At 40.5% G+C, this 14465-nt stretch carries 10 protein-coding genes; 9 read left to right on the forward strand and 1 reads right to left on the reverse strand.

Going from position 1 to position 14465, the window contains the following annotated elements:
- Nucleotides 1-7 precede the first annotated feature (7 nt).
- The 7 genes from tssD (at nt 8) to J7E57_RS25145 (ending at nt 9732) form a co-directional block, all read left to right on the forward strand.
- A complete protein-coding gene (gene tssD / locus J7E57_RS25115) occupies nt 8-112 on the forward strand; it encodes a type VI secretion system tube protein TssD (RefSeq protein ID WP_317196572.1) in 105 nt (34 codons plus the stop codon).
- A 103-nt stretch (nt 113-215) separates the two neighbouring features.
- Complete coding sequence (locus J7E57_RS25120) at nt 216-767, forward strand: hypothetical protein (RefSeq protein ID WP_215129356.1); 552 nt, start codon at nt 216-218, stop codon at nt 765-767.
- Between the two features lies 1 nt (nt 768).
- Entirely contained in the window at nt 769-1356 is a 588-nt protein-coding gene (locus tag J7E57_RS25125) for a T6SS effector amidase Tae4 family protein (protein ID WP_215129358.1), read from the forward strand.
- 12 nt (nt 1357-1368) lie between these two features.
- A complete protein-coding gene (locus J7E57_RS25130) occupies nt 1369-3186 on the forward strand; it encodes a type VI secretion system Vgr family protein (protein ID WP_215129360.1) in 1818 nt (605 codons plus the stop codon).
- A 19-nt stretch (nt 3187-3205) separates the two neighbouring features.
- The gene (locus J7E57_RS25135; protein ID WP_215129362.1) at nt 3206-4489 is read left to right on the forward strand and encodes a hypothetical protein; all 1284 of its coding nucleotides are present in this window, start codon (nt 3206-3208) and stop codon (nt 4487-4489) included.
- A gap of 11 nt (nt 4490-4500) precedes the next feature.
- Nucleotides 4501-9114 carry an RHS repeat-associated core domain-containing protein gene (locus J7E57_RS25140; RefSeq protein ID WP_215129364.1) on the forward strand — a complete coding sequence of 1538 codons (4614 nt, stop codon included), beginning with the start codon at nt 4501-4503 and terminating at the stop codon, nt 9112-9114.
- A 6-nt stretch (nt 9115-9120) separates the two neighbouring features.
- Nucleotides 9121-9732, forward strand: coding sequence for a hypothetical protein (locus J7E57_RS25145; protein WP_215129366.1), 612 nt, complete (start codon nt 9121-9123; stop codon nt 9730-9732).
- Here J7E57_RS25145 and J7E57_RS25150 read toward each other — a convergent pair.
- Nucleotides 9729-10622, reverse strand: coding sequence for a LysR family transcriptional regulator (locus J7E57_RS25150; protein ID WP_215129368.1), 894 nt, complete (start codon nt 10620-10622; stop codon nt 9729-9731). The genes J7E57_RS25145 and J7E57_RS25150 overlap by 4 nt on opposite strands.
- Nucleotides 10623-10698: 76 nt before the next feature.
- Between J7E57_RS25150 and hutH the strand changes: the two genes are divergently transcribed.
- Entirely contained in the window at nt 10699-12234 is a 1536-nt protein-coding gene (hutH, locus tag J7E57_RS25155; RefSeq protein WP_215129371.1) for a histidine ammonia-lyase, read from the forward strand.
- Nucleotides 12235-12253: 19 nt separating this feature from the next.
- The gene (locus J7E57_RS25160) at nt 12254-14260 is read left to right on the forward strand and encodes a urocanate hydratase (RefSeq protein WP_215129373.1); all 2007 of its coding nucleotides are present in this window, start codon (nt 12254-12256) and stop codon (nt 14258-14260) included.
- The last annotated feature ends 205 nt before the right edge of the window (nt 14261-14465 follow it).

The raw sequence follows: 14465 nt of genomic DNA on the forward strand, positions 1-14465 counted from the left end.
CGAGGGTATTGCGGTAAACGATAATACACCTATGACATTAAGTTTTGTGGTATCGGCCCGTAAGCTAAAGCTGGGCAATGCAGAACATGAAAACGATTGGCCTAAAGCCTAAATTTCAGCAGACCAGGCCACAGATACCCCTCTAGTGCCTGGTCTTATGCTTTTTCCTTAATTAAACGGAATAGAATCGCAATAAACATTTAAATACCTTCCTCATGGCAGATGTATTTGCTTTTAAAATCGATAAAAATATACAGAAGCAAACAAAAAAATATGCACATAACTTACTATGGGCTCTTTTAACCATAGGTTTTGCCGCATGCCAGCAAAATAATAAGAAGCAGAATGTTTTACCTGCTGCCGTTAATAAAGATTCTTTGGCTTTAGTTAATACAAATAAACACCAGGAAGGCGAAAAAAATCAAGATCCGCCAAAAGAAATGGTGCATGAGCTTAAAAAAGAAGCAGGGTACATTGTGCTGGTAAATATTACCAGGGTTGACTCCGTTTACAATGCCGAAAAGGTTTTTAGTGCGAAAATATTAAAATCATTTAAGGGGAAGCTAAAACCTATGGATAGCCTGAAGTATATGGTAATGAGTGATTTAAAATATATTGAATACCCAAATGATACGCTGATTGTTTTTCTCCAGAAAGCTAAATCAACTCTTTCACTTTCAGGAAGCAAGAATGTATTTTTCTATGCACTGGAAAATGCATCATTTAAAAGTACTACATATCTTGATTCACTTCTAACCAAAAAATAGCATGCCACTTTCTTTGCCAAGTTTTACCGATTTAAGGATAAATTACCCAGCAACAAGTAGCGAACTGGTAAAAGCAACAATTGGTGGGGCTGTTAATGCTGCTTACATTACCAATACCTGTGTGGTGAGGATGAGCAGGGCGTTTAATTATCTAGGTATTAATAACAAGGTTTTTAGCCTAAGCCTGCCTAGTTGGAAATATACCACAAAACAGAATTTCCTGGCCCAGGAAAAGGTAAAAGTCCATGCCATACCCACTCGGTATCCGTATACTAAAAAGTTCGAAACTATTGCTGGAGCTGATCAAAAGCGCTATTGTTTCCGGGTGAGCGAATTTTTCGACTACCTCAACCACAAATATAAAAAACCCGATATTAAAGTGGAAAAAGGAGTTAGAGACACTTGGATAGCACATCATGATTTAAGGGCGTTTCAAAATAAAATAGACGGCGTATCGGGTATTATCTGCTTTAAAACCCAGTTTAGTGATGCAACAGGCCATTTTACCCTGTGGGATGGCTATAAATGTTTATATCAGGATTATTTCTTAGACCCCAGAACCAGCGGAATTTATTTGTGGATTTGCTAAAAGATCGAATTTATGGAAAAGAAACTCATTGTAGAAATTAACATAGAAAATAAGGCAATTACCCATTTTGCCTCATTTAGTTTAAAGCAAGCTTTTAATGCGCATCATTTTTTCGAGCTGCGGTTTAACCACGATCAGATGGGTTCGCCGGGAATGATCAGTTTAAATGACAGTCGCGATTTTGTTGGTAAAACCCTTACTGCTTCCTTTGGCCACGATTCTGGTAGTTTACAGGAATTTGCCGGCCTGGTAACCAAAGTAGAACTGGCACAAAGCCATGGCTATCATGGTGTACTGATTGTGAGCGGTTATAGTCCAACGATCTTGATCGATCGCGGTCCTGATTTAGGTTCTTATCTTGATAAAGATTTAAATACGATCGTAACTCTTGCTACATCGGATGTTCCCTCAAACGATATTAAAATTGTGGCTAATGCCGCTAGAAAAGATCCTATTGATTACTTGATTCAATACAGGGAGAGTGATTTCGATTTTCTGAACAGGCTTTCGGGCGAATACCATGAATGGTTTTACTATGATGGCAACCAATTGAATTTTGGTAAGCCAGATGATCAGAAAGAAGTTGCCTTGATTTATGGTCGTGATGTACAAAACCTGCAGTATGCCATGGAAATTGCGCCAATCAAGAATAAACGTTTTGCTTATAACCCCAAACAGGATGAGATGCTCCAGAGTGAAAGTAGCGGACAGGGTGACGGATCACCCGACCTTGCCCACGCCATACAAGTTTCTAACGCGATGTATAGCAAAACCTTCAATCAACCATCGCTTATCCGGGTAGACAATAACAACGACATTAAAAATCATGTGCAGAATGAAGAAAAGGCACACATCAGCAATTTATTGAAAGTAAATGCAACTGGAGACAATGCTGCTTTGAGCATTGGCAGTATCGCCGAAATTACGATGAGTTTGAGAAAAGAATTATCTTTTTCTACAGAAAGCTTGGGTAAATTTCTGATCACCAGTATCAACCATGATATTGATGGTACAGGTAAATATTATAACACTTTCGAAGGTGTGGTAGCTACAACGGAGCGCCTTTTGGTAAAAAACTATAGTAAACCAAGCCCAGATATGCAATTGGCAGATGTAATAGACAATGCCGATCCGCAAGGGCAGGGGCGTATTAAGGTAAAATTTAAATGGGAGTGTAAAACCAATGATGTAACGGAGTGGCTGCGGGTAATTACACCAGATGCAGGAAGCAGCGATAAAGTGAGTAAAAACAGGGGTTTTGTATTTATCCCCGAAATTGGCGATCAGGTAGCTCTAACCTTCGAAGAAGGCAATATTGCCAGGCCAATCGTATTGGGTTCGGTATTTCATGGCAAAAGTGGTAGTGGCGGTAGTGCCAGCAACAACAGCAAAAGTTTAACTTCTAAAAGCGGACATACTTTAACCATGGATGACGGTGCGGGTATGATTATGCGGGATAAAGACAGCAATTTTATCGAGCTGGATGGAGCCGGTAAAGCAGTTTTCGAAACTAAAGAATCAATCCTGATTAAATGCGGGGAAAGCAGCATTTTTATGGATAAAACGGGAAAAATCATCATTAAGGGAAAGGATATTTTAACACTAGGAGAAAACATCGGAAATTCTGCCTCAATCAGTATTGGTATAGGTGTAGGGCCTGAAGATGGAACACCAACTTCTGGTATCGGGATAGAATCACAAACCTTAGATATTGGTACTAAAACGCTTTCGATGAGTGGCGAAACAGAGGCCAATCTGGCTTCGAAAAAGATTAATGTGGGAGGTGAAAGTGAAACGAATATCAGTAGCGGTACCATCAATCTAAACTAATTTTCGACATTAAAGCTCCATGAACCCAATACAACTGGAATTATTTAAGATAGATAAACAATGGCAACAAGTAGTAAGGCAACATCCATCAGAAACCCTGTTTCTCTGTTTGGGTGAGCGGCACGAAGTAAATTTATTCGAAGCTTATTTTAAATACCAATTAACAGAAGAAAGCAGAACCAACGATATGTTCCTGCTCCATTATCAGGAATTCCAGAACAAAAATGATTACGGTAAAAGTTTGGTTAAAGAATGGAAGGAGATTTTTGACTTATGGCAGAAGGATACAAGAGCCGGTGTTGTTTGGGATATTGAAGTTGGTGAAGGTGCCCGGAATTATAAAACAGATGCCTACTTGCCTGTTACAGCGCTTATAAGGTTATGCAATCTTTATCCTGAATTAAAATTAAAGAAAATACATGTTCAGCTGGCACCAACTACCATCCATGATGTAGCTGGCCTATCTGAATGGATTAACGAATGGTGCAGCTGTGTTAAAGCGTTCGATAACCATAATATTAAACTGGTTTATACAGAGCACCATACACACCGTACTTTAAAAAAATTAAAACAGGGTACCGAATTCAGGATCAGTATTGATGTGAGCCAGTTGATGCAAAATGCGGCAGCACATACGAACCGGGAGAAAAACGATCCTGAAAGTGATTACCAGCAGCAGATACTGATTGCAAGTAATTATTTAAGTAAAGGCAAACATGAGCAGGCCAATGCAGTTTTAGAACGGGCAATTGTAATCGCCCAGAAACAAGGATTGCACGAGGCGGTAGTGGCAGCAAGAATAATGCTGGCACAAAGTTTAGCCGTAAAGAATAAAAGGAGTGAAGCACGCCAGCAATATGAGATGGCTTTGGCCCGTGCTGGAGAAAACACACTATTGAGTGCACATATCCACATGAGCTATGGCAGTTTCTTACTGGCACATTCGGGTAAAGATGAAGCTAAAAAGTACTTCGAAAAGGCAATTAAAATCGCAGAAATTATAGAGAACGATTTTATAGCGATGGAATGTACCCGCTTACTTGGTCAGCTTTCGGAGAGCAAAATAACCGGCTCTGCAAAAGCAATGGATTATTATTTGAAGTGTTTGGAAATTGCCAGAAAAATGCCGGTTGAAAAACGGCGACAAAGTTCGATGGCTTATACCGCATCGATCATGTTAAAAAAATATGGTGAGGAAAGCCCTGAGGGCAAAAAATTAGATATGGATATGCGGCAGGATTACGGAGAAGACTGGAAATCAATGGCTGAAGTGCCAAAAAATCACGCCAATCCATTATCATAAAAAATATACGGATGAAAAAAGTAAAAGCGAGTAAACCGAATATGTCTACCGATAGGTCGATCAGCCTATCTGCAAGCCTAACCAAAGCCGAACCAAAAGCAGTTGGCGGTGGTGGTGGCGTTGCCCCTGGAAGTAATCCCCCTGCGGCAAAAAGCACCTTAAAGCTTATAAAAGCTAAAAAGCCTGCAATGGCCAATACCGCGGTACAACATGTTAGCAAGCATTTTGATGTGGTACTGGCTATCGATTTTCACTGGACAACCATTCCCATTCCGCCATCTTTTGGGTTTATTCCTTTGCCTTTACCACATCCTTTTATTGGGATGGTGTTCGATCCGATGGATTACCTGCATTTCAGTATTCCTATTCCAAAATTTGCGCTAGGTTTAATCGGTACCGCCAGTATCCCCATGGGCGGCTCAATTTATGTACATGGTCGCCACAAAGCCACTACTACCACTACTGTTATGGGTGTTTTGCTCCCGTTTAGGCACATCAGTTCTATTCCAGTTTATTTTATTGTGAATATCCCCGGCTCGCCACATGAGGGCGAGGTATATTGGGGTTCTACTACTGTAAAAGGTCAAGGCTCGGAAATGAGCGGTTCTAATCCTGGCCAGGTGCTTACCTGCTGGTGCCCACCGATGGGTTTGAAACCCCTGCCAACTGTACCTGGTAAATTGAAGAAAAACCCATTGGCTTATTTCGCTTTTTACAGCGATTTATTGAGTATGTATGTACAGATTAATACTGGTAAACCTGTGCTGGTTGGTGGTACATTTGCACCTCATAATTATACACTGAAAGAGTATTTAATGCGTTTTGCGGCCCTTGGTATTATGAGGGGGCTCACCAAATTAGGAAGTGCCTTATCAAAAGCGGCCTTAAAAGGTGTCAATAAAGTATTACGGGGACTTTTTAAAAATAATCCCATATCAAAAAAACTTTGTCATTGGGGCTTGGAACCTGTTAATTTTGTTACTGGTGCGATGTTTTTCGAATGGACCGATTTCGAACTGCCTGGTGGCCAAACACTGGCCTGGAACAATGTGTGGCGCAGCGATAAGCCGTCTGCAGGTATGTTGGGCAATCAGGTTTACAATAATTACGATTTATATATTTATCCCGATCCTGAAGCTGAAATTGTTGGTTTTAGCCACCCGAAAGAAAATATGGTGATGCCTTTGCCCTATATCGAACCGTATTCAGGCAAACAGTACGATCGTGCACAAAAAATCTGGATGGAACGGCCCGATGAAAATACTTGGGTACTCACTATTGATCAGGATATTTATACCTATACGCTTTTTAGTGGCGCAGTTGATGGCGATATTTACCGTATAAGCAAAATCGAGTACAATAACGGCACCAACCTTACATTTTACTATCAAAAACAACTTTTATCCCGCATTGTAGAAAATTCTGGTCGTGTGCTCGAAATGCAGCACAATGAGGCAAGTACGGCAATTAAAGCAGTTTATTATCAATATAAAACCACCAGCAATCTGTTGGTGAGTTACGATTACGATCAACGCGGCAATATGATCAAAGTATACGATCAGGCAGGTAAAGCTATCGGCTTTGAGTACGATGATCACGATCGTGTAGTGAAAAGAACAAACCGTAACGGGATGGCTTATTTCTGGCGTTATGATGAGGAGGGCCGTGTAATCCATACTGAAGGCAGGGATGGTTTTATGAGTGGATCGATAAGCTATTTCCCGGAAGAAGGATATAACGAAGTATATTATCGCGATGGTAAAGTAGAACGCTATTATTATGATGAAAACGATCTGGTGTACAAAAAAATAGATGCCATGGGTGGCGAAACCTGGTATGAACACGATCGTTATAATGAAGAAAAAATGATTTCCAGCCCTGAGGGTAGGGTAATCGGTTATGAATACGATGAGAGGGGCAATATCACCACTTATCATACGGCAGATGGCGAGCAGTATCAGTATGCATATGATGACAATAATAACCTGATATTGCGCGGTGATCCGGCTGGGTCAAACGAAACATGGTTGTACAACGAGCAGAACCAATTGCTTAAACATGTTCAAAAAGATAATCGTATAGTCGATTTTTATTATAACGAAGGACAAAAATTACCCATATTTTGTCGTGATAATGATGGCTATGAAGTTCATTGGACATATGACAGTCTAAATCAACTAATCGAATCGGTTTCGAGCGAAGGTAATAGACGTCGCTGGACGTATGATGATTACGGTCGACTGATCCGTTTTAGCCCCGATGGTGATCAAACTACGATCTGGGAACGTGATGAAATGGGCCGCGTAATCCTTGTGAAAGATTTTGGAGAAGAGGCTTTACGTTTCGAATACGATGCCTATGATCTTCCGGTTTACGCCACCGATGGCCGCGAAGAATGGCACATGGCCTACACCCCAATGGGTAGCCTAAAAACACAAAAAAGAAGCAGCCAATCATCCAGTCAAAATGCCCAGGCCCTTCATTTTACCTATGATAAGTGGGAAAATTTAAAAGGTATTACCAATGAAAAAGGTGAAGAGTATACCTTTTTAAGGGATGCGAATGATGATGTGGTAAAGGAAATTGGTTTTGACGGGCAAGAGCAACAATATATCCGCAACCAGGACGGGCAGATTATTAAAACGATACAGGCCGATGGAAAGGCCGTGTACCACAATTACGATCTAAGCGGCCGATTGGTGTACAGCAGCTATGAAGATGGTACTTACGAAGCCTTTCAATACGATAAACTTGGTTTGCTCATTACAGCAGAGAACGAACTTTCTTCGGTTAATTTTAGGCGCAATCCGTTGGGTATGATCACCCAGGAAATACAGGATGGCTACCAGATTAATTATCAATACGATGTTTTTGGAAATCTGACAAGTTTAAAAAGTTCATTAGGGGCCGATATAAAATACGATTATAATGAAATTGGTTATCTGAATGGCATCGCAGCTAAAAGTGGCGGATCAGCAGAATGGACAGCAGCTATTGGCCGGAATAAAAACGGACAGGAAACCAGCCGCAGTTTAAGCGGCGGGATTAGAGCGACATTCGATTATGACCATGAAGGCCATCCAATTAGTCAAAAGGTCGAAGCCAGCCGTTCCATCACAGCATTTAAACAATATGCCTGGGGGCCAAACGATAAACTGAATAGCTGCTTAAACAGCATTGCAGGCGGCAGCATCAATTACAGATACGATACTTTTGGTAGTCTTTCTTCGGCAAGTTATAGTGATGGTAAAGTGATTTATAAGAATCCCGATGAAACAGGAAACTTATATAAAACAGGCGATCGCAGCGACAGACGTTACGATAAAGGTGGTAAACTGCTTAAAGATGACCAATGGTATTACCGTTACGATGCCAAAGGCAACCTGGTACAAAAAAGTAAACGGAATATTATCGGCCTCGCAAAAGAAGAAGTTGCTAAATCTGAAGACAATGGTTTATTTGGCAAAAAATTAAACTGGGGAATGGCCAACCCTGATGTTCCCAAAGCTGAAATGCTTGATATCTTAGCCGATGCCGAACCCGATTTGCCAGAGTGGAAAGAAGGTGACTGGGCCTACGCCTGGGCAGCCAATGGCATGATGAAAGCGGTTAAAAATCCACATGGCGAGATTATCAGTTTCGAATACGATGCTTTAGGAAGGAGGAAAGCCAAAATTGTTAAAAATACGGTGTATCGTTACGTGTGGGATGGGAATTTACTCCTTCATGAATGGAACTACCCCTTAAACGACAGGCCAAATTTAGTAGTTAATGAAGACGGTCTACTCGGTTATGATAAAACAGAACCGCTGGGCAGTGATTTAATTACCTGGGTTTACGATCAGAATAAATTTAACCCAAGTGCCAAAATTGTTAATGGCCAGTGCTACTCCATTATTAGCGATTATTTGGGTACACCTGTACAGGCTTTTGATGATGCAGGTAAAAAAGTGTGGGATTGCGAACTTGATATTTATGGAAAAATCCGTAAACTTAGCGGCAGCAGGGAATTTGTTCCGTTCAGGTATCAGGGGCAATATGAGGATACCGAAACGGGGTTGTATTATAACCGGTTTAGATATTATGATCCAGAGATTGGAGGGTATGTAAGTAAAGATCCAATAGGACTGGAAGGAGGGGATAAACTTTATTCCTATGTTGAAGATAGCAACTACTGGTTAGATGTTTTCGGTTTAATGCCATGGGGCGATTTCATGAATGGTGCAACTGCTAAAATAACTGCAGGAGGGAATTCGGGAATCTATAGCAGTTCTCCGAGCGGACATGCTGAAATAAATGGATTAAAAGATTTTTCTCGGAAGGGATGGTTAAATGGTCAAGATGTACATATAACTGATGTAACTGGTGATTTTAATCCAGGAGGAAGTAAGCCAGTAGGAGTTTGTACAAAATGTAGGTCAAATATCTTTAGTGAACTTCAAAGGGGTGGTGCCAAAAGCGTAACCATACCTATAACTAAAGGGAATGTTACATCAGGTACCGTAACAATTCATTCAAAGGATTTTGCCAAGATGCAAGCAGAGATTGATGCGATAAGGAACTCGTCCGGAACTAACAGAACTAAGTCTGACGCTGCATGGAAAGCGTTGCAGAATTGTAAATAAAATTTTATGAAAATTATTAAGCCAAAAGCCTCGGGTATAACGTATGAGCCGAAAGTAAAAGAACTATGTTTAATCGCTGATCTCAAATTTAGTTACAGTTTAGATTTAAATAAATTTCTTTTAGATGAGAATCCTCATGGAGAACCATCATTAAAAGATATTTTCGATGTTGTTGTAGATGATAAATTCACAACATTATCTTTTAGGTCTATTTATAGAAACAAAGAAACCATCTTCAAATTGGAACGCCAACATGAGATTGACAGTTTAATTTTTGAAGCAATTTCTAATTTTGATCTTAAGGTTATTGGTCAGAATGAATTGGATAAGTTTCAACTCTTCTTTGAAGAAGGGAAATTCAAAGAATTGGATCTTTACAAACAAAATGAAAAATATGAATTAATTGATTCTTTAACAGTTATAAGTGAAGAAGATGAAATTATTTTGATTAAGCAGAATCCATGGGGTAGGTTTAAGGTTGATAATTTAGCATGCGCTGATCAAAAACAATTAGATTATAGTTTGAACAATGGCGATACTGGAAGTTATCCGCTAGATATTAATAACACTGTTTATAATCTCTTTTCTAAATTCATTGAGATAGGTATTACAACCTAAACTTTATCCTGCAACAACAATTTGATTACATTTTTTAGTGCCGGGTTCCGGTTAGATTCTTTCCAGATCATGTAAAGTTCTGTTCTTTGTGGAATATGGGTGAGCTCTATAAACTTTACGTTTTCCTGATAGCCGTATTGCAGGGCGGTGGGTACAATGGCAATGCCCAAACCTTCTTCTACCAGTTTGTAAATGGTTAACGCATTAACCGATTTGTGATAGGTTTTGGGTTTAAAGCCATGATCCTCGCAAATGCTCATCATTAGGTCGTAATAGAATGGACTGTCATCACTAGAGAAAAAGATAAAGGGTTCATTGCCCAATTTTTTTACCGCTTCAAATGATGCCTTTTTCATGGGATGACTTTTAGGCAATACAAGGGAAAAAGTATCCTGATGGATCATGTGTTTAGAAATGCCAGGTTTAAACTGTTGCATCCTTACAAAACCCATATCAAGCATGTCTTTTTCCAATAGCTCGATCTGTAACTTATTGGGCATTTCGTCCAGATTGGTTCTGATTTCTGGAAAATCTTTGTTCAGTTTAAATATAACTTCGGGTACGATTTTTTGTGCTGCTGAGCCTAAAAAACCAATGCGGAGTTCGCCCTGTTTGCCTTTATTAATATTGCTGATCTGTTTTTTAATGTTTTCGATATGGCTGAACAGAAAATCTACCTCATCTTTTAGGTACAGGCCTGCTTCGGTAAGCTCCACCTTTTTCTTATTGCGATCGAACAATGGGGCGTTAAAAATTTCCTCCATCTGTTTAATCTGCCGGCTTAGACCTGGTTGAGAAATAAAAAGGCGATCTGCAGCCTTTCTAAACTTCAGTTCCTCGGCCAAAACCTGAAAATATTTTAAGTGTCTAAGTTCTATCTGATAACCCATGGTTATTACATGATGATGTAATTGGTATTTATAGGTATCAAATATAGGGCTTATTTTTGTTTAAAACCTTTTTAACATGAGCGAGCAACAGATTTTTAATTATGGAACAGACCATTTAACTGCTAAATTGGCTTTGACCATCAGCAATGGCGAGATAAAAGGAATATTGAGCCAGGATACCCGCAATAAAGTACTGGAAAGTAGTAAGGTAGTTGAACGGATAGCGGTTTCAGGTAAAGCCGTTTACGGCATCAATACCGGTTTCGGACCACTGTGTACCTCCATGATTTCGGCGGTTGATACCCGTAAATTACAAGAGAACATTTTGAAAAGTCATGCTGTTGGTGTTGGAGAGCCGATAGATAGTGAAATATCAAAACTGATGTTGGTTTTAAAACTACAGGCTTTAGCGCAGGGATATTCAGGTATTAAAATCGAAACGCTCGATCGAATGATCTGGTTTTTAGAAATCGGTGCTACACCGGTAGTACCCAAACAAGGCTCCGTTGGTGCCTCCGGCGATCTTGCTCCTTTATCTCATCTCTTTTTGCCGTTAATTGGCTTAGGAAAAGTTCATTACAAAGGTGAAATTATTGCTACAGCTCAGCTTTTACAAGAATATCAGATGAGTCCGTTGCAGTTGGGGCCGAAAGAAGGCTTGGCCCTCATTAATGGCACCCAGTTTATTGCTGCGCATGCCGTTAAAGTGGTACAGCAATTAGAAAATGTGCTGGCTTCAGCCAATATCATTTCGGCGATGATGATCGAAGGATTACAAGGCTCTGAAAAACCTTTTCATGCACAGCTTCATCAGCTTAGGCCTTATCCGGCAAATATTGCGGTTGCCGGGCAAGTACGTAAACTGTTGCAAGGTTCTGAAATTATGAAATCGCATGCCGATTGCACCAAAGTACAGGATCCATATTCGTTAAGGTGTATTCCACAGGTACATGGAGCTTCCAGAACGGCATGGATGCATTTAAAAGAAGCTTTAGAAATCGAACTGAATTCGGTAACCGATAACCCTGTAATATTTAATGACGATTTAACGATCAGCGGTGGTAATTTTCATGGTCAGCCATTGGCCTTACCGCTTGATTATGCCTGTTTAGCTGCCTCAGAAATCGGAAACATCAGCGATCGTAGGATTTACCTTTCCCTGGAAGGAAATACGCCAGGTGTACCTAAACTCCTGATGAAAGAAACTGGATTAAATTCGGGCTTTATGATTGTTCAATATACCTCTGCTGCTTTGGCCAGCGAAAATAAAGGGCTTTGTTTTCCGGCCAGTGCCGATAGTATTCCAACGTCTTTAGGTCAGGAAGATCATGTGAGTATGGGTTCGATCAGCGGACGTAAAGCCCTGCAGGTGATCGAGAACGTAGAAAAAATCCTGGGTATTGAACTGTTCTGTGCCGCACAGGCCATTGATTACCATTATCCATTAAAACCGGGCAAAATACTGGCTGAGGTACACGATTTTGTGCGTACCGAAATTGATCATTTTGAAGAAGATCAGATTATGTATGATAGGATGGAGGATGCCATTAAAATGGTACAAAAAGGTGAAATTGTTGCCGTTGCAAGCGAGGCAGAATCAACATTAGATTAAGCGTTCAAAATTGTAAAACATGGATTTTAAAGCACAGATACTGGCAGGTATTCCTTCAACATTGCCTGCACACAAAAACAGAAATACAGAACTAAGCCATGCGCCTGTAAGGAAGGATGTTTTAAACGCAGTTGAAAAAAAACTGAGCATTAAAAATGCTTTGCGTTATTTTCCAAAAGCATGGCACCAGGTGCTTGCGCAAGAATTTTTGGCTGAACTGGAAAACTACGGACACATTTATATGTACCGTTTTATGCCCGATTATGCCATCTATGCGAGAGAGATAACGGCATATCCCTGCCGTACTGTTCATGCCGCGGCAATTATGCTCATGATCCAGAATAATTTAGATCCGGCAATTGCACAGCATCCTGAAGAGCTGATTACTTACGGCGGAAATGGAAGTGTATTCCAAAATTGGGCACAGTATCTTTTAACAATGCAATACCTGGCTACGATGACCGATCAGCAAACGCTGAATATTTACAGCGGGCATCCACAGGGATTATTTCCATCAAGCACCGTTGCACCACGTGTTGTCGTTACCAATGGTATGATGATACCCAACTATTCTTCACCTGAGGACCTTGAAAAGTTTAATGCGTTAGGGGTAACCCAATACGGACAGATGACGGCAGGTTCGTATATGTATATAGGGCCTCAGGGTATTGTTCATGGTACGGCCATTACCTTAATGAATGCTTTCCGCAAAAAGGGTTTTTATGGAAAGGATACTGCTGGCAAAGTTTTTCTTACTGCAGGATTAGGTGGTATGAGCGGCGCACAAACCAAGGCGGGTAATATTGTGGGCTGTATTACGGTGTGTGCAGAGGTAAATCCTAAGGCTGCAACCAAAAGGCATCAACAAGGTTGGGTAGATGAACTTATCGATAACTTAGATGAATTGGTTAACCGTGTAATACTTGCCCAAAAAAGAAAAGAAACGGTATCTCTGGCATACATTGGCAATATCGTTGATGTATGGGAGCGGTTTGATCAGGAAAATATTGATGTGGCTATTGGCTCTGATCAAACTTCGTTACATAATCCATATTCTGGAGGTTATTATCCGGTAGGTTTAAGTTTTATTGAGGCAAATGAAATGATGGCCCATGCAGCTGATCGGTTTAAAGTTTATGTGCAGGATTCGTTAAAAAGGCATGCCGCCAGTGTTAACAAACATGCTGCCAAAGGAACTTATTTTTTCGATTATGGAAATGCCTTTTTGTTGGAGTGTAGTAGGGCAGGTGCTGATGTTATGTCTCCAAATGGGGTAGATTTTAAATATCCATCTTATGTAGAAGACATTTTAGGTCCATTGTGTTTCGATTATGGTTTTGGCCCATTTAGGTGGGTTTGTGCTTCAGGTAACGAAGAGGATCTCGATTTAACCGATCAAATGGCTAAAGAGGTGATGGAAGAGATTAAAGTTAGTGCCCCGGCAGAAATACAGCAACAATTGCAGGATAATATCAATTGGATCAGCGCGGCAAAGGAAAATAAACTTGTAGTAGGCTCAAAAGCCCGGATTTTATATGCAGATGCTGAAGGAAGAGCAAAGATTGCGCTGAGATTTAACGAAGCGATTAATACCGGCCAATTATCGGCACCAGTTATTCTTGGGAGAGATCATCATGATGTAAGCGGAACGGATTCTCCATTTAGAGAAACGAGCAATATTTACGATGGAAGTAGGTTTACCGCAGATATGGCTATTCATAATGTAATTGGCGATAGTTTTAGGGGCGCCACATGGGTTTCGATCCACAATGGTGGTGGCGTTGGCTGGGGGGAAGTAATAAATGGTGGTTTCGGGATGGTATTGGATGGAAGCGAACAAGCTGCTGAAAAACTACAAAACATGCTTTTTTATGATGTAAACAACGGCATTGCCAGAAGAAGCTGGGCACGAAATAAAGAAGCCCGCTTTGCCATCGAACGCGAAATGGAACGGACTGGTACTTTAAAAATTACACTGCCTAATTTGGTTGATGATGAGGTTTTGGAGGGATTACAGATTGACTAAGTTTTTACCACAAAGAAAATGAGAAATACCCAAAGCTTATGGCATATTCCCTGCGGTTGTCACGCTGAGCGGAGTCGAAGCGTTTTGAAGAGTAGTAGCTACAGAAGCACTAAGAAATTTTCGTCATCCCCAACTTGATTAGGAGTCGTAATGCAATGCATTTTAAGATTCCCGCCTGCGCCTTTCGTGTGGACACATCTACATT

The organism is Pedobacter sp. ISL-64 (assembly GCF_018613605.1).
Classification (GTDB): Bacteria; Bacteroidota; Bacteroidia; order Sphingobacteriales; family Sphingobacteriaceae; genus Pedobacter.